Source organism: Saccharomonospora xinjiangensis XJ-54 (assembly GCF_000258175.1).
Taxonomy (GTDB): Bacteria; Actinomycetota; Actinomycetes; order Mycobacteriales; family Pseudonocardiaceae; genus Saccharomonospora; species Saccharomonospora xinjiangensis.
Window position 1 is genome coordinate 4,185,017 of record NZ_JH636049.1, and the last position, 17,426, is coordinate 4,202,442.

Annotated in this window: 14 protein-coding genes; 11 read left to right on the forward strand and 3 right to left on the reverse strand. The window is 68.4% G+C overall.

The window, feature by feature from the left end:
* The first annotated feature begins 39 nt into the window (after positions 1-39).
* From SACXIDRAFT_RS19000 to SACXIDRAFT_RS19010, 3 genes are all read left to right on the forward strand, one after another.
* Positions 40-309, forward strand: a complete 270-nt coding sequence (locus SACXIDRAFT_RS19000) for a DUF1876 domain-containing protein (RefSeq protein WP_006240289.1) — start codon at positions 40-42, stop codon at positions 307-309.
* Positions 310-452: 143 nt separating this feature from the next.
* Positions 453-2,171, forward strand: a complete 1,719-nt coding sequence (locus SACXIDRAFT_RS19005; protein ID WP_006240290.1) for a GAF domain-containing protein — start codon at positions 453-455, stop codon at positions 2,169-2,171.
* An 83-nt stretch (positions 2,172-2,254) separates the two neighbouring features.
* A complete protein-coding gene (locus tag SACXIDRAFT_RS19010) occupies positions 2,255-2,560 on the forward strand; it encodes a hypothetical protein (RefSeq protein ID WP_006240292.1) in 306 nt (101 codons plus the stop codon).
* Between the two features lie 16 nt (positions 2,561-2,576).
* On the opposite strand, the gene SACXIDRAFT_RS19015 is transcribed toward SACXIDRAFT_RS19010, so the two are convergent.
* Complete coding sequence (locus tag SACXIDRAFT_RS19015) at positions 2,577-3,470, reverse strand: alpha/beta fold hydrolase (protein WP_006240293.1); 894 nt, start codon at positions 3,468-3,470, stop codon at positions 2,577-2,579.
* A 315-nt stretch (positions 3,471-3,785) separates the two neighbouring features.
* Here SACXIDRAFT_RS19015 and SACXIDRAFT_RS19020 point away from each other — a divergent pair, with 315 nt between their 5' ends.
* Positions 3,786-4,649, forward strand: a complete 864-nt coding sequence (locus tag SACXIDRAFT_RS19020) for an MEDS domain-containing protein (RefSeq protein ID WP_006240294.1) — start codon at positions 3,786-3,788, stop codon at positions 4,647-4,649.
* An 18-nt stretch (positions 4,650-4,667) separates the two neighbouring features.
* On the opposite strand, the gene SACXIDRAFT_RS19025 is transcribed toward SACXIDRAFT_RS19020, so the two are convergent.
* The gene (locus tag SACXIDRAFT_RS19025) at positions 4,668-5,123 is read right to left on the reverse strand and encodes a VOC family protein (protein WP_006240295.1); all 456 of its coding nucleotides are present in this window, start codon (positions 5,121-5,123) and stop codon (positions 4,668-4,670) included.
* 165 nt (positions 5,124-5,288) lie between these two features.
* Between SACXIDRAFT_RS19025 and SACXIDRAFT_RS19030 the strand changes: the two genes are divergently transcribed.
* A complete protein-coding gene (locus tag SACXIDRAFT_RS19030) occupies positions 5,289-6,413 on the forward strand; it encodes a class I SAM-dependent methyltransferase (RefSeq protein WP_006240296.1) in 1,125 nt (374 codons plus the stop codon).
* Positions 6,414-6,445: 32 nt separating this feature from the next.
* Here SACXIDRAFT_RS19030 and SACXIDRAFT_RS19035 read toward each other — a convergent pair whose 3' ends face one another.
* Positions 6,446-6,958: a helix-turn-helix transcriptional regulator gene (locus SACXIDRAFT_RS19035; protein ID WP_232285335.1), complete on the reverse strand. Its 513-nt coding sequence runs from the start codon at positions 6,956-6,958 to the stop codon at positions 6,446-6,448.
* Positions 6,959-7,161: 203 nt separating this feature from the next.
* Between SACXIDRAFT_RS19035 and SACXIDRAFT_RS19040 the strand changes: the two genes are divergently transcribed.
* The 6 genes from SACXIDRAFT_RS19040 (at position 7,162) to SACXIDRAFT_RS19065 (ending at position 17,151) form a co-directional block, all read left to right on the forward strand.
* Positions 7,162-7,662, forward strand: a complete 501-nt coding sequence (locus SACXIDRAFT_RS19040) for a DUF1059 domain-containing protein (RefSeq protein ID WP_006240299.1) — start codon at positions 7,162-7,164, stop codon at positions 7,660-7,662.
* 472 nt (positions 7,663-8,134) lie between these two features.
* Positions 8,135-9,148: a multicopper oxidase domain-containing protein gene (locus SACXIDRAFT_RS19045; protein ID WP_006240301.1), complete on the forward strand. Its 1,014-nt coding sequence runs from the start codon at positions 8,135-8,137 to the stop codon at positions 9,146-9,148.
* 36 nt (positions 9,149-9,184) lie between these two features.
* The gene (locus tag SACXIDRAFT_RS19050) at positions 9,185-13,204 is read left to right on the forward strand and encodes a ThuA domain-containing protein (protein ID WP_006240302.1); all 4,020 of its coding nucleotides are present in this window, start codon (positions 9,185-9,187) and stop codon (positions 13,202-13,204) included.
* Between the two features lie 29 nt (positions 13,205-13,233).
* The gene (locus SACXIDRAFT_RS19055; protein WP_006240304.1) at positions 13,234-14,811 is read left to right on the forward strand and encodes a cupredoxin domain-containing protein; all 1,578 of its coding nucleotides are present in this window, start codon (positions 13,234-13,236) and stop codon (positions 14,809-14,811) included.
* Positions 14,812-14,940: 129 nt separating this feature from the next.
* Positions 14,941-16,131: an RtcB family protein gene (locus tag SACXIDRAFT_RS19060; protein WP_006240305.1), complete on the forward strand. Its 1,191-nt coding sequence runs from the start codon at positions 14,941-14,943 to the stop codon at positions 16,129-16,131.
* 204 nt (positions 16,132-16,335) lie between these two features.
* Complete coding sequence (locus tag SACXIDRAFT_RS19065; RefSeq protein ID WP_040922792.1) at positions 16,336-17,151, forward strand: DUF2382 domain-containing protein; 816 nt, start codon at positions 16,336-16,338, stop codon at positions 17,149-17,151.
* The last annotated feature ends 275 nt before the right edge of the window (positions 17,152-17,426 follow it).

Genomic DNA, 17,426 nt, shown 5'->3' on the forward strand with positions numbered 1-17,426 from the left:
CGGTGACAGTCGAGGAAGGAGGCAGGAGAGGCGATCGACATGGAACACACGGCGACGTGGACGATGAACATCGTCATCGAGGAACACGACGGCCAGACCCGCGCCGAGGCGGTGTTGCACAAGGGCGACGGCACCACCCACACCGGAACCGGCCTTGCCAGGCGAAACCCGATCGACGCCGACGTCCCCGTGATCGGGGACGAACTCGCGGTGGCGAGGGCGCTGGCGGATCTGTCGCACCAACTGCTGGAGGCCACGGCGACCGACATCGAGTCGGTGACGCACCAACCGGCACATCTGGTGCGCTGAGCGGACACCGGACCGCACGCCTGCGTGCGCAGGGTGCCAACACGTGTGCACGAAGTGCGGACACGAGACGACGCGGTTCGTGACTGGCCGGGCGAGGTGCGTGACCAGCGGTTGACGCTCGTCGGCCCGGGTACACGGCCGTTATGCCTAGCAGTGCCGAAACGGGAGGCCGGGAGCAGGGCACATTGCGGTCCACTCCGGCCACCCGGCAGTTGGCCGGGCTCAAACTCGACGAACTCCTCGCCGGTGTGCAGGCTCGGCTCACCGAGATCTCTCGCACGAGCGACCGGCTCCAGTCGTTGCTCGACGCGGTGCTGGCGGTCAGCGCGCAACTCGAATTCGACACCACACTGCGGCGCACGGTCAGGGCCGCGCTCGATCTGGTGGAGGCTCGCAGCGGGGTGCTGACGGTGGTCAACCCCGAGGGCGGTCCTCCTGAACGGGTCGCCATGACCCTGGACTCCGACTCCGAGTCCGGCTCCGGCTCCGGCGAGAGCGACTCCGGCACCGAAGGCGGCGACGCGGCGGGCACCGTCGTGGACGTGCCGCGAGCCCGTGCTCCCGAATCGCGGACGGCGCTCGCCGTGCCCGTACGGGTGCGGGAGGAGACCGTCGGCACCCTCTACGTCCGCGACCGGCGTGGCGGTGGGGAGTTCAGCGCCGACGACGAGATCGTGTTGCGGTCGCTCGCGGTGTCGGCCGGAGCCGCGGTCGAGAATGCCCGGCTCTTCGAACAGACCCGCGTGCGGGGCCGATGGCTGGAGGCCGTGGCGGCGGTGAACTCGGAACTGCTCGCAGGTGCCTCGCCCGCCAGGTCACTGCAACGGCTCGCGGACGTGGCAGCGGAGTTGTCGGGGTCCCTGGCGACGGTGGTGTTACTCGACGAGGGCGGTGCGCTGGCGGTGGGGGCCGTGTCCGGGCCGGTGTCCGGGCTCTCGGTGGGGGAGGTGATCTCCGCCTCGGGTGTGCTCACCGATGTGCTGCGCACGGTGGAGCCCACCGTTCTCGACGAACTCAGCCGCGCGGACACGCCACTGCCTTCCGCGTTCGCCGAGGAGTTCGGGCCCGCTGTGGTGGCGCCATTGCGCAGTGCGGAAGGCGTCAAGGGGGTGCTGCTGGCACTGCGGGAGCGCGGCGCCTCCGGTTTCTCGCGGCCCGAGATGTCACTTGTGAGTTCGTTCGCCGCGCAGGCCACGCTGGCGTTGCGCTTCGCGGACAAGCAGGAGGGCGAACGCGCCATCGCGTTGCTCGCCGACCGCGACCGCATCGCGCAGGACCTGCACGATCACGTCATCCAGCGCCTCTTCGCCGTGGGCATGAGCCTGCAGGGAGTGGTGGGGGACGTGGGCGACGCCTACGCGGCCGGCCGCATCCGCGACGCGGTGCGCAGGCTCGACCAGACGGTGCGCGAGATCCGCACCTCCATCTTCAACCTGCATTCGCTGGGCACCTCGGCGAGCAACAGCCTCCGCCGCAGGCTCCTCGACATCGCGTCCTCTCCGCCGGACGGTTCTCCCGCTCCGTCGATCCGCATCGGGGGAGCCGTTGACACGCTCGTGCCCGAACCGCTCGGCCGTGACATCGAGTGTGTCGTCAGGGAGGGCATCGCGCGGCTCACGCGGCGAAGGACCGGCCACGGCGGCATTCCGGAGATCGTTCTGGACATCGACGTCGGCGACACGGTGACCGTCGAGGTGACCGTCGGCGGCGTGACCGCGCCACCGGAAGGCGGGCCGTGGCTGGACGAGATCCGCCGCCGCGCCCGCGCCCACGGCGGCGAAGCGGACGTGCACAGCGCACGCGGCGCCGTCCGGTTGATCTGGGCCGTGCCCTTGCCGGAGGTCGCCACCACATCGCCGTAGCCGCTCGAAAGGACCTTCGGCCCTTCAGGACACCAAGGACTCGGGCGACGCTGCCCTAATCAAACAGTCGGGGGAGGACAGCCATGATGACAGCCGACGCAGGGGATCTCGCGGAGCGGGTGGCTCAGCAGCTGGCGGCCGTGGTCATCGCCGCGCTGCGGCCCGACACCACGACACCCGAAGCGGGGCCCGACCCCGGTGTGATCGGCGCGGCCGTCGATCGGCTCGGGTTCGAACTCGGGTCGCTGCTGCGCCAGCTCGAACCCCGGCCCGTCCGCCCCGACGACACGCTGCCGGACGTGACGAAGGCCGACAGCGCTGTGGCCAGGGCGGCGAAGCTGGCAGGCCAGATCATGTTGTCCGGCACTCACGACCGCGATGTGATCTGACCCGGTGTCTCCGCCGTCATCGGCGGTGCCGGTCGGCGAGGAACTCCAGCACGGGCGCGCTCACCACAGGCACGTGGGTGGGGAGGTGGCCCTTGCCGGGCAGGAGCACGAGTTCGCAGTCCGGGATCGTGGAGGCAGTGTGCTCGTACTGCGACCGGTCGAAGTAGCCGTCGTGGTCGCCTGCCACCAGCAGTGTGGGCGCCGTGATGTCACCGAGCCGCCCTTCCACGTCGGCGACGTCCTCGGCCTCCAGCGTGGCGACCATGTCGTCGTCGCCCCGGCCTGACGGCACCGGGCCGAGAACGAAGCCCAGCGCCCCGAGAAGCGAGCGGGAACGCGGGGTGGATCCCAGCGGCACGAACATCGCGCAGCTTGAGATCCGGGTCCTCCCGCAGCGGGCGGATTCGGCCGTCACCCGCTGTGCCGCTCTGCCGAGGGGGGAAAGGCGGTGGGCGGCCGAGACGATCACCAACCGGCGCACGAGATCCGGGTGCTCGGCGGCCAGCCACAGCGCCACCGACCCTCCCGTGGAAAGACCGAGAACGTCCACGGGGGGATCGAGCCGGTCTGCGACGAACGCGGCGTAGTCGCGGGCAAGGCCGGACAACGTGACCCCGTCGCCGATACCGGTCCTGCGGTTGACCCACCACACCTCGCGCTCGCGGGTGTAGGGCGCGATCTGGGACAGCTGGAACACCCTGTCGGTGCCCGTCGGCAGCCGGTGTGTCGTGGTGAGGCCGGGCAGGTAGAGCAGCGGTTCACCCGATCCCGACACCAGGTATGGCAGCGTTCCTGTGCTCCCCGTCCTCGATGTCGTCGAGGACGTCGCTGCGATGATCGGCTCCCACTGCCCTTGATCGTGGACCGGTGGAAACCCCAGTGCGGTCCGCAGTCTCGTGAGCCCACTCATGAGCCCACAGTGGGACGAGTCTCGTCGGCCGGGCAGAGCCCAAAGCCCCGTCGTGGGACCCCGGACCGGTGAAGGTGTGGGCCGGAAATTCCACTATGGACTCAGCAGGTTCCCTGGAGGGCGCGGCTTCTGCCACCGTTGTACCGCGCGGGCCGTCGAGTTCCCTTCGGTGCGTCAGGACTGCGAGCACCGGACACCCGGCCGACGATGGAGCGGGCATCCGGCGGCGCGAGGGCGCTGGGTGTCAGCCTCCTCACAACCGAGGAGGGACTTTCGGACCACGTTTCTCCGGCCGCGAGCTGTTTAGGTGGTGACATGCGCTGGACGAGCACACTCGCCACACCCGGGTGGGTGGGGCAGGGCTGGCACGATCACGCCTGCTGGTTCCACACGGGCAGGCAGAGCTGGTGCGATGTGCTCGTGCCGTTCTTCACCGAAGCGATTCTGCGTGGGGAGGCCATGCTCTACGTCTCGGACAAGAGTGTGGAAGAGCTGACCGAGGACCTGGAAACGCTGCCGGGACGTGACGCGCTGCTGCTGACGGGCCAGCTTCGGTTCCTGCCGGTGGAGCCGGTCAGGGGCATGACGGGTGGCCAGGCCGTCGCCGACCAGCTCGGCACCCTCCGCAGCGCCGCCGCCGATGCCGTCGAAGCGGGCTACGCGCGTGTTCGTATCGCCGCCGATTCCGCGCACCCCGTCCAGGGCAGGGCCGACGCCGTCCGGTTCGTGCATTCCGAGCTGCTGATCGACGAAGTCGTCGCTCGGACGCCGGTGGCGCTGCTGTGCGGTTACGACGGCCGCTACCTCGACCGGCGCGCGGCGGCGGCGCTCGCTTTCGTGCATCCGGTGCGCCAGCACGCGGCGTTCGGGGCGGGCTCCGGCCTATACGCCGAACCCGATGCCACCGACTTTTGGCACGTCTACGGTGAACTCGATCTCGCCTCGCGCGACGTGTTCGAGATCGCGCTCGACGCGCTCCCCGTGCACGGCGACGTGCATATGAAGCTGCACGAGCTCGCCTTCATCGATGTGGGCGGTGTGCACGCCCTCGCCGACTTCGCCGAGCGCATCTCACCGCGCAGGCTGGTACTGCACGATCCGCCGACCGCCCTCCGGCGCATCGTCGAACTCTCGCGCGCCGATTTTCCGGCGATGCGCAGGGTCGTCGCGGAGGTCTGACGGCGTTCACCTCCACGTTCACGTCTGCGCGGCAGCGTCCCGGATCACCCCGATGTCGAGCTTGCGCATCGGCATCATCGCCTGGCGTGCGCGTTCGGCACGGGCCGGGTCGGGATCGGTGAGCAGTGCGGGCAGCTCCTCCGGCACGATCTGCCACGTCAAACCGTAGGCATCGGTAAGCCAACCGCAGCTCAGTTCTGTGCCGCCGTCGCTCAGAGCGGCCCACAAGCGATCGACCTCGGACTGATCGGGGCAGGGCACATAGATCGACACAGCGGGGGACAGCGTGTAGGTGGGCCCGCCGTTCAGCGCGAGGAAGCGCTGTCCGCGAAGCGTGAACTCGACGACCAGAGCCGAGCCGTCCGCTCCGTGCGAGACGTCACCGACGCTCAGGTCGGGGAACACCGTGTTGTAGAACCGCACGGCGTTGTCCGCATCGGTGGGGAACCACAGGCAGGTCGCGGTGTGTTTCACGGTCGCTGGCCTTCCGGTAGGACGACGCCGACGTCTTCGGCTCAGCTGTGGCGTACCCGGGACGGCGGCGGGCCACGCTGATCGCGCACCGGGAGTGCGTGCACTGCGTATGGACGCTGCGGTCACCAAGGCGTGTGCTGAGGGGAGCACCGAAGGGAGACGCACATGAGCACGAATCCAACGACTTCGCCCACCCGGATCGAGTCCGAGGCGAATGTCGATGCCGAGCGCCTTGAGGAACTCGTCCACCAGGTGGTCGGCGACGTGGGAGCCGCCATGACCGTGCCTCTCGCGCTGATCGGCGACAGGCTGGGCCTGTTCACGGAGCTCGCGAAGGGCGGTTCGATGAACGCGGAGCAGCTCGCCGAGCGGACGGGACTGGTCGAACGCTACGTGCGGGAGTGGCTGCTCGCCATGGCCACCGCGGGCTACGTCACCTACGACACCGGCTCGGACGGCTCGCCCGACCCCGCGCTGGCGCGGTACCGCATGTCGCCGGAACAGGCGGAGGCGTTCACTGATCCGGACAGCCCCGCATACGTGGCAGGCGCGTTCCAGAACCTCACCGCGGCGACCCGCATCATCGACCGGCTGACGGAGGCGTTCCGCACGGGGCAGGGTGTCGGCTGGCACGAGCACCACGAGGACCTCTTCCTCGGCACGGAGCGGTTCTTCCGGCCGAGCTACCTCGCCAACCTGACCTCGACGTGGATTCCGGCGTTGCCGGGCATCGAGGACAAGCTGAGAACGGGAGCGCGCGTCGCGGACGTGGGCTGCGGCCTCGGTGCTTCGACGATCATCATGGCGACGGAGTACCCGAAGAGCACCTTCGTGGGCATCGACTACCACGCGCCGTCGATCGTGCTGGCACAGCACAGGGCGGCCGACGCGGGTGTGACCGACCGGGTCACGTTCCGCACAGCGGGCGCCGCCGACCTGGACGGCACCTTCGACCTCATCACCTTCTTCGACTGCCTGCACGACATGCCGGACCCGCTCGCGGCGTTGCGGGCCGCGCGCTCGGCACTCGCCGAGGACGGCGCCGTGATGCTGGTGGAGCCCATGAGCTGGGACAGCGTCGAGGAGACGCTGAACCCGCTGGGACGGTTGCTGGCGGGCGCGTCGGTGTGGATCTGCCTGCCGAGCGGATTGTCGGACGAACCCGCCTACGGTCTCGGAAACCAGGCCGGACCGGCGAGGACGTGCGCGCTCGGTCGTGAAGCGGGGTTCGGCATCGCCCGCGAGGCGGTGGCCACGGATTTCAACCGCGTGTACGAGTTGCGGCTGTGACGCGGACGGGTGCGCGGTGGGGTGGGTGGCGGTCATTCAAGAGCACGGGCGACCGCCTCGGCCCTGCCGCCGACTCGCAGTTTGCGGTAGATGTGTTCGAGGTGTTTCGCCACGGTGCGCGGGCTGAGCGCGAGTTCGTGGCCGATCGCGACGTTGGTTCGCCCGAGGGCGACCAGGCGGACGATTTCCTGTTCGCGCAGGGTCAACGTGCCGTCCCGGAGGTCAGGGGTGACGAGGCGGCCGGAGTGCAGCCGTCGCAGTACCGATGCGAGCGGTTCCCCCAGCAGCTCGCACACGTGCTGCTCGACATCGGTGAAGGGATGTGCGCGGCGCGCGAAGACCATGGTCACGCGAAAACCGGGGAACGGCTCGACGGGCAGTGTCGCGAGGTGCGCCCGCAAGCCGTGGCCCTGGCAGGCGCCCTCGGCGGAGTCGTCGGCGCCGACGGAACACGGCCGGTGGAACTCGACCCGGCTGACCTTGCCGGTGCGGAGGTCCTCGGCCTGATAGACGACCGAATCGGCCGCCAGGAGGTCGCACAGCATCGCAAGACACGACTCGGGAAACCGATCGGGGTCTCCCTCTGCCGCGAGGGTGTCCACAACGGACACAAGCTGGCGAACGGTATGCAGTGGGAGATACATGAGCTGCCTGGGAAGGGAGCGTGGCGCGCTTTCGACGGTGCGCCGTGACTGGCGGAAAGTCAAGCGGCGCCGACGATGCGAGAGATCGGAAGTGGGAGACGACGATGACGCGCAAGTATGTGGACTGCCGGGAGACACCGAGCGTGTCCGGATGCACGCTGGCGATGAGCGGCGAGGAGGAGGAACTGGTGCGCGCGGCGGTGAACCACGCCGTTGACGTGCACGGGCACACCGACAGCGAGGAGCTGCGGGAGGGCGTCCGCAGGGATCTCAAGGACGCGCCCGTGGCGGGAATGAGGCAGGGCGCCTTCGTCCAGTTGATCGAGTTCAGCACCGACCGGATCGACGAGGTCGAACGGCTGGCGCGGGAGTGGGCCGAGGAGATGGGAGCGGATCGCACCGCGCGGTGGGCGCTGGTCGGAACGGATCTCGATCGGCCTGGCACCTATGTGGAGATCGTGGAGTTTCCCGACCACGACTCGGCGATGGACAACTCGGCCAATCCGAAGACCACGCGGTTCGCCGAGAACCTGCGCGCGCTGTGCTCCGGTGAACCCCGGTTCGTGAATCTGGAGGTGCGCGGCACGACCGACTTCGCCTCCTGAGGAGTTCGTGCCCCGGCGCTCGGTGGGACCGTGGGATGGTGACCGGGCGTCGGGAACTTGATCACCGTGAGTGATATCGAGCAGGGGTGGTGCGCGTCGCCGAAGACTCCGGCCCGCCTTGGCTTTCCGGAGGATGGCGCACGGCGTGTCGCCGGGGCGCGGTCGGCGGTCCGGCCGCGCAGTGTCAGCCCTCATGTGATCGAGGGCGGCTCGCCGCCGACGTGGTCGTGCCGGAAGGGGTGCGGACTCTCGACGTGAAACTCCGGTGAGCCGAGGTGGCGAGTCGTGGGGTCTTCGCGTCCTCCACGCCGCCCGCCTGCGGCGAATGGATGAGCGGGGTGGACCGTTCAGTCCAGCGACTTTTGCGTTTTTCCGTCAGAAGTTGGGCGTTATCGACCATAGATATTTACGTCCAGGTCGAAAGTGTTTAACGTCCCGACGGCAAACCCATGTCGCTGGAGGCTAGAGACCCATGACTGGTAGGCAGGTTCGCTTCCCTCTCTCCGGACAGGTGTCCCGTCGTTCGATGCTCGCCGGCGCGGCGGCAGGCGTGGTGGCACCCGTGACAGCCACGGTGCTGGGCGGCGGCACCGCCTCAGCGGCACCCCGCGACAGGGGAAAGCCCGGTGACGGCCTGCTCCGGCGGGTCACCGTCTACGCGGAAGAACTTCCCAGCGGCCTCTACGGTTACGGCCTGCAACCAGGCAAGGCGACGGTCCCAGGCCCGGTGCTGGAAATCTGGGAGGGCGACACCCTCGAAATCGAGTTGGTGAACAACACCGACCGGCGGTTGTCGATCCATCCCCACGGCGTGAACTACGAGACCACCTCCGACGGCAGCCCGCTCAACGACTCGTTCAACGAGCCGGGCGAGACCCGGACGTACGTGTGGAGCACCCGCGCGCCGTCGGAGGGCCCCGGCGGTTTCTGGCTGCCGGGCAGCGCGGGTTACTGGCACTACCACGATCACGCGCTCGGCGGGGAGCACGGCACCGAGGGCATCGCCAAGGGGCTCTACGGCGCGCTCGTCGTGCGGCGTGAGGGCGACCCGCTGCCCGACCGCCAGTTCACGGTCGTGTTCAACGACATGACGATCAACAACAAGGTCGCGCCCCACGTCCCCGTGTTCGAGGCCAACCTCGGTGAGCGCGTCGAGTTCATCGCCATCGGGCACGGCAACAACTTTCACACCTTCCACTTGCACGCCCACCGCTGGGCCGAGAACCGCACCGGCTACCTCCAGGGACCCGACGACCCGAGCAGGGTCATCGACACCCGCGACCTCAACCCAGGCGACTCGTTCGGGTTCCAGGTGATCGCGGGCGACGGGGTCGGCCCCGGAGCCTGGATGTACCACTGCCACGTGCAGTTCCACTCCGACGGCGGGATGGCGGGTGTCTTCCTGGTCCGCAACGCCGACGGCAGCATGCCGGAGGGCGCTCAGGAAGCGCTCGACCGATACCACCAGCACAGCGGCGGTCACTGACTCGACATCGGCCTGCAAACCGAGTGAGGAGTAGAGATGGGTCGAAGGAGATTGTCAGCTCTACCCCGTAACAGGCGTGCGAGACCGACGCCGTTACGGCGCACGACGGCCATCGCCGCGGGTATGGCCCTGGTTTTCGGACTCGCGTCGGCGCCGGGGCAGCACGCGGCCGCGCGCGAGCCCGAGAAAGCCGCCCCCGCAGGCGATGCGGCCCGCACCGCCGAGGCGGCGGCGTCGGTGCTGCTCTTCCACGGTGCCGCCGACAAGCAGGACGACCCCGTGGAACGGGCGGCACAGGTCATCGGCGAGCTGGGTGCGGCCAACGACATCGAGGTGGACGTCACGACCGATCCTGCCGACTTCATGCGCGAAAACCTCAGGGACTATCGCGGTGTGGTTTTCCTGTCGGCTAAAGAGTCCGAATTGGACTCCGCTCAGGAGTCGGCATTGCGGGAGTACATCCGTGGCGGTGGCGGGTTCCTCGGCATCCGCGACGCGGCGAAGGCACAGGAACGCTCCGAGTGGTTCACCGGCCTCGTCGGTGCCCGCCCCGCGGGTGCCCGTCCGACTCCCGCCGAGATCGCGAATGTGGCGGCGAGTGGGGAGAACCCGCCCAACGAGACAGCCGCACACGCGGTGGACGGCAAGGACAACACCAAATGGCTGGCCTTTGACGACTCGGCGTGGCTGAGCGTCGAACTCGCCGAGCCGACGGCCGTGTCGCACTACGCGCTCGTGTCGGCCAACGACTTCCCAGGAAGGGACCCGAAGGACTGGGTGCTCCAGGGCTCCGACGACGGGCAGACCTGGACGGATCTCGACACCAGGTTAGGGGAGGACTTCCCCGACCGGTTCCAGCCGAAGCAGTACCGCTTCGACAACGAGACCGCCTACGCCCACTACCGGCTGAACATCACGGCCAACGACGGCGAGAGCGCCACCCAGCTCGCGGAGTTCGAGCTCTACACCGGTGACGAGACCGCACCCGAGGAGCCGAAGGCGCAGGAGGCCGTGGTCAGCGTCGTGGACAGGCAGCATCCGGCGAACAAGGGGCTGCCGCTGACGTGGAAGCGCACCGATACGTGGCTGAACTGGGAGACGAACCCCGTCGGCAAGGTTCACACCGTCGCGCAGGTCCAGGAGCACACCTACGATCCGGGCAACACCGCCAACGGGCCCTTCCATCCGATCTCGTGGTGTCACGACTACGACGGCGGCCGGTCGTTCTACACGGCGATGGGTGGCACGACCCAGAGCTACGACGACCGGAACCTGCGGGGCCATCTGCTCGGTGCGCTTGAGTGGACGACCGGGCTCGTGCGAGGGGACTGCAAGGCCACCATCGCGTCGAACTACAAGGTCGAGCGCCTGACCGGGGAGAACCTGCCGGGACGGCTCGATCAGATCGGTGAGCCGCACGGGCTGAGCATCGCCGACGACGGCACGGTCTTCTACATCGGGAAGGCGGCGTGCGCGACGGGACCGATCCCGAACTGGGAGGACGAGAACGTCGGTCTCGGGTGCGGCACCATCCACCAGTGGGACCCGGAGACCAAGCGCGTGAAGCTGCTCGCCACCCTCGACGTGTTCGGCAACCGGGGCAGCGGTGACGAGCTGGTGAAGGCCGAGGAAGGTCTGGTCGGCATGGAACTCGACCCCGGCTTCGCGTCCAACGGCTGGCTGTACGTGTATTGGATGCCGTACGAGTCGATCGACACGGAGAACCGGATCGGCCAGCGCACGATCTCGCGGTTCACCTACGACCACGCCACCGCCACCATCGGCCTCGACAGCCGCAAGGATCTGCTGTCGTGGGACACGCAGATCCACTCGTGCTGCCACGCGGGCGGGGGCATGGCGTTCGACGACGACGGCAACCTCTACGTCGCCACGGGCGACAGCAACTCCTCGCAGGGGTCGGACGGATACTCCGGCAACAACTGGGCCAAGGAGTACAAGGGTGTGTCCTTCCAGGACGCCCGCCGCACCTCCGGTAACACCAACGACCTCAACGGCAAGATCCTGCGCATCCACCCCGAGGCCGACGGCACGTACACGATCCCCGAGGGCAACCTGTTCCCCGAGGCCGACGATCCCGGAGACAAGACCCGTCCCGAGATCTACGTCATGGGTGTGCGCAACCCGGCCCGCATCCAGATCGACGCCAAGCACGACTGGTTGACCGCGGCCTGGGTCGGCCCCGACGCGTTCGAGCCGAATCCCGAGCTGGGGCCCGCGAAGTACGAGAACGCCACCATCATCACGTCCGCGGGCAATCAGGGCTGGCCGTACTGCATGGGCAACCGGCAGCCCTACCGCGACCGCAGCAACGAGGACGCGAGTGTGCTGACGGGCTGGTACGACTGCGACGACCCGAAGAACACCTCGCCTCGCAACACCGGTCTCGAAGACCTGCCACCGGTGCGCGACAACATGATCTGGTACTCGCCGCAGGGAGGAAACCCGGTCTTCCCCGAGCGCCAGGACGGCAGCGGTGTGCCGACCTACGAACTGGACGACGCCACGTACACGTGGCCGTACCTCAAGGGCGGTGGGCAGGCGATCATGTCCGGACCCACCTACTACAGCTCCGAAGTGGACAGCGAAAGCGGAGTGGCATGGCCGTCGTACTGGGACGGCAAGTGGTTCATCGGTGACCAGTCCAACGCGAACAACCGCATCGCGGTGACCGTCGATCCGGCGACGGTGGACGACGCGGCACCGCCGCCGTTCGCCGAGGACCTCCGCAAGATCATCCCTGGTGGCGGGAAGTCCGATCAGGTGCAGAGCTGGATGGACGCCGAGTTCGGTCCCGACGGAGCGCTGTACCTGCTCGACTACGCCGGTGGGTTCTTCAGCCTGCACAGCAACCAGAAACTCGTGCGGGTGACCTATCACGGCGGCCCGGCGACACCCGCTCCGACGGCGCGGGCCTACGCGGTGCAGAACAAGCCGTTGACGATGGCGTTCACCGGAACCCGCTCCGGCGGGGTGTCCTACCGGTGGGACTTCGGCGACGGCAGCACCTCCACCGAGGCCGACCCGAGGCACACCTACGCGGAGGCGGGCACCTACACCGCGACCCTGGTGGTGACCTACGCCGACGGCGAGAAGGCCACGGTGACGACCGACGTGGCCGTGGGGTGCGCGGTGCCGGACTCGGGTCGCACGGTGCGGTTCCGCGACGAGGACACCGGTGTCACCAACCACACGGCCAAGGGTGGCTGCACGGTGGACGATCTGATCGACGACGAGAGCACCTGGCCGGACAACGCGGCGTTCGTCGCGCACGTCAGGGACGTCACCAAGAAGCTGCAACAGGACGGCGTCCTCACCCGGACCGAGGCGAGCACCCTGGTCAGGGCGGCGAGGAACTCCGGCATCGGCGGTGCCGGTGACCAGGGGTACGAGGCGATCTTCGACGGGACCCCGCAGTCACTGGAAGGCTGGCGGCAGGCACCCGGCGGCGAGTTCGAACTACGGCCCGACGGATCGCTGCGCGCCGACGGCGGGCTCGGCATGCTGTGGTACGCGGCGAAGCCGTTCGGCGACTTCTCGCTGAAACTCCAGTTCAGGGACGTCGCACCCGGCGACCACCGGGCCAACAGCGGTGTGTTCGTGCGCTTCCCCGACCCGAGAACGCCACTGTCCGAGCGTCCCGCGACGAGTTGCGGAACGCGCGGCTCGGCACGGGACTCGCAAGCGTGGGTCGCGATCTACTGTGGACACGAGATCCAGATCTACGACGGCGAGTCGGGCGAGCCGCAGAAGACCGGTTCGGTCTACAACTTCGACGAGGTTTACCACGGGCGGGCAGGGGTGACGCCCAAGCAGCAGTGGAACGACTACGAGATCCGCGTCGAGGGGCAGCACTACACGATCATCCGCAACGGCAAGGTGATCAACGAGTTCGACAACGTCCCCGGCAAGCAGTCGTTCCGCAGCGGTGACCCCGCGACGGATCTGCGCCAGTTCGTCGAGGGCTACGTCGGGCTTCAGAACCACGGTGGCGACGATGTGATCGAGTTCCGCGACGTCCGGGTGCGGCAGCTGTGACGCGCGCGGCCCGAGAAGTGGAGTCAACGATGATCCGGAAGTTGGTGGCCCGCCTGAGGGCGAGACGCCGAACAGCGGTACGCGGCACGACGGTGGCCGCACTCGTCACCTCGTTGATCGCGCTCTGGCTCGTTCCCGCAGGCGCGGCGCAGGGTGACGGGGACTCCGTGCCCTCGGCACAGCAGCAGGTGCTCACCTGGACGGCGGGCGACAGCGTGACCGAGTACACCTCGGCGCCGGCGACAGCGGAGCCGGGGCCCACGACGATCGTGTTCGAGAACAGCACCGCGACCGGCAACACCACCGGCATGTCGCATACGCTGACCTTCGACACGTCGTCGCCCGAGCACAACACGGACGTCAGCCTCAACATCGTCGCCAGCCCGTTCGACGCCAACGGCGGCAGGTACGAGGTGGAGGTCAACCTGACGCCGGGGACCTACCGGTACTACTGCGCGATTCCGGGGCACTCGGCGATGCAGGGTGTGCTCGTGGTGACCGAAGGAGGCGGCGGGGACGACACCACACCTCCGGAGGTGAGCGCGACGGTATCCGGTGATCAAGATGCGGACGGCAACTACCTGGGTTCGGCCACGGTGGCGATCAACGCTAGCGACGCGGAGTCCGGAGTGGACAGCGTGGAGTACGAGATCGACGACACCGGGTTCCGGCCTTACACCGCGCCTGTCACGGTGTCCGAACCGGGCGACCACACCGTGCAGTACAGGGCGACCGACGCGGCGGGCAACGCCTCGGAGACCGGGTCGGTGACGTTCAGCGTGGTGGAAGGCGATCCCGGCGACACGGACCCGCCGAAAGTCACCGCCGTGATCGAGGGTGACAAGGACGGCGAAGGCAACGTCGTGGGCACGGCCACGGTGGTGCTCGACGCGGAAGACCAGGGCTCCGGTGTGAAGACCGTGGAGTACGACCTCGACGGCGGTGGTTTCACGTCCTACACCGCGCCCGTGGATGTCTCGGCACCTGGCGATCACACCGTGCGGTACCGGGCGACCGACCACGCCGGCAACACTTCGGAGCCGGGGTCGGTGACCTTCACCTTGGTCGAGGCCGACGAGGAGGACACCACGCCGCCCGAGGTCACGGTGCAGCTCACCGGGTCGCAGAACGCGAAGTGGGCCTATGTGGACTCGGCAACGGTGTCGTTGTCGGCCAAGGACCCCGGCTCCGGCGTCCGGTTCCTCAGGTACTCCCTCGACGGCGGTTCCTACACTGCCTACGGCGAACCGGTCGTGGTCAACGAACCGGGTGAGCACACGGTGCTCTTCCACGCCACGGACCACGCGGGCAACAGGTCCGAGGACGGGAAGGTGACGTTCACCGTCGTGGCGGCCGACGGTGACGCCTGCCCCGGATCGGACATCCGGTCCACGGTGTCGATCGGCGGGCACGACACCACCGTCGCCAACGTCGATACCGGAGACGGTTGCACGATCAACGACGTGCTGGCGTCGCACGCCGCGCACCGGCACGGTGATCTCGCGCAGCGTGCTGCCGAGCTTGCAGGGGAACTGGAGGCCGACGGTGTGATCTCCGAGGCGGAGAAGCGGCGCATCCTCCGCGCAGCGGAGTACGCCGCCGGGTGATCATCGCTGCGTCACGTCCCCCGGCGGCGGCCTGCCGGGGGACGCGACGTCCTCGTGTCCGGAAATGCTGTTGCCCGAGGTGCCGGAGATCGGGAATGGTGCAGGCACAACGGATACGAGGTGGTGAACGTGTACACGACGATCGAGGGAGTCCGGTCGGACATTCGACTGTGGACCGACCCGGCGACGGTGGAGGAGGCCGCGATGCGGCAACTCCGCAACGTGACCACGCTGCCGTGGATCCACGGGCTTGCCGTGATGCCCGACGTTCACTACGGGAAGGGCGCCACGGTCGGCAGCGTCATCGCCCTGCGCGACGCGGTCTCACCCGCGGCCGTGGGAGTGGACATCGGCTGCGGGATGTCGGCGGTGCGCACCTCCCTCACCGCCTCCGGCCTTCCTGACGACCTCGGCGCGCTGCGCCGCCGCATCGAGGCCGCTGTGCCCGTCGGCTTCGACCTGCACTCGAAGCCGGTCGATCCGGCCACGGTGCCCGGCCTCGGCGGGTGGGAGGCGTTCTGGTCGGCGTTCTCGTCGCTGCATCCCGGCGTGCACCCACTGCTCGATCGGGCGCGGCGACAGATCGGCACTCTCGGCGGTGGCAACCACTTCATCGAGGTGTGCCTCGAACAGGGCGGCGACGACGACGGCAGGGTGTGGCTGATGCTCCACTCCGGCTCGCGGGGGATCGGCAACGAACTCGCCAAGCGGCACATGGACATCGCGAGGTCGCTGCCGCACAACGCCGACCTGCCCGACCGCGATCTCTCGGTGTTCGTGGCCGGAACCCCCGAGATGGACGCCTACCGGCACGACCTGTACTGGGCGCAGGAGTACGCGGCCCGCAACAGGGCCACGATGCTGGCGCTCGTGCAGCGCGCGCTGGCCGAGACGGTTCCCGGTGTCCGGTTCGAGAAGCCGATCTCGTGCCACCACAACTACGTCGCCGAGGAACACTACGACGGCGTCGATGTCATGGTGACCCGCAAGGGCGCGATCAGGGCGGGCAAGGGAGATCTCGGCATCATCCCCGGCAGCATGGGCACCGGGTCCTACATCGTGTCCGGACTCGGCAACGAGGCGTCCTTCCGCTCTGCCTCCCACGGTGCGGGACGAAGGATGAGCCGGACGAAGGCGCGCAAGCGGTTCAGCGCCGCCGACCTCGCCGAGCAGACGAGGGGAGTCGAGTGCCGCAAGGACGCCGGAGTCGTTGACGAGATCCCTTCGGCGTACAAAGACATCGACGCGGTGATCGCGGCACAGACCGATCTGGTCGAGGTGGTCGCCCACCTCAAGCAGGTGGTGTGTGTGAAGGGGTGACGTGCGCGCCGTCGTTGTTCGTGGTTGTTCGACGCTGCGTGTGCAGTCACGTCCCCTGTAGAGCGACTCACTCACCCGTGTGGGGGTGCTGACCTCGGTTCCGGTTTCACATCCGGTGTCCTGGCAACGCTGATGATGTGGGTTGGGCGGTTGGCGCTGTTCGGCCTTTTCCGTGATCACACCAGCGTGAAGGGAGCGGCGATCGTGGCAACGACACTGCGTCCGGAGGAACTCGTTGACAACTCGGTTGTCGATGCGGAGGGTCGCAAGATCGGCAGGGTGGGCACGGTCTACCTGTCGGACGATTCACGGGAGCCGGAATGGGTGACCGTACGGACGGGCCTGTTCGGGCAGAAGGAGAGTTTCGTCCCCTTGCAGGGCGCTCATGTGGAGTCCGACGGCGTGCACGTGGTGGTGTCCAAGGACCAGGTCTCGGACGCTCCGCGCACCGACACCGACAGCGACCTGAGCGGTGAGGAGAGCGCGCAGTTGTACCGCCACTACAACCTGCCGACCCCGAGGTCCGCCATGCCTGAGGAGTCCGCGCGCGAACAGGAGGCTGGCACTGCCGCCGGAACGATGAGTGAGCGGGGCCGCACCGAGCAGGCGGGCATGCCGCCCACGATGGACACGTCCGAGGACGAGTCCATGATGCGGTCGGAGGAGCGGCTGCGGGCAGGCACCGAGAACGTGGAGACGGGCAGGGTTCGCCTCCGCAAGTACGTCGTCACCGAGGAACAGCAGATGACCGTGCCGGTGACGCACGAGGAGGTCAGGATCGAACGCGAGCCCATCACCGAGGCCGACCGGGGCACGACGCACGACATCGGCGAGGAGGAGCAGGAGGTCACCCTCCATCGCGAGGAGGCGCGCGTCACCAAGGAGAACGTCCCCGTCGAGAAGGTTCGCCTCGGCAAGGAGACGGTCACCGAGGAGGAGACCGTCGCGGGCGAGGTCCGCAAGGAGAAGTTCGACATCGAGGAGGAGGGCGGTCGCCGGGGCAGGACAGGACAGACCTGAGCAGGCGACCGGAAACGGCCGTGGGCAGGAATCGATCGTCCTGCCCACGGCCGTTTCGCTGTCCCGAACTGGACGTGCTCGACCGGAACTCGAAGAACGCGCTGACCAGTGGATTCGCAGCCTGGGGTTGGCGAAGGGAGCGTTCGTGAGGCACTCGGGCGCGGCCCGGGCCGTCCGGCCAGGTTTCACGGGGCAGGTGACGGCGTCGTGACCGGCTGAGCCGCGTGTCGTTTGGCGGGTTCCTACAAACTCCTGTGACGCGACGTGGTGGGTCC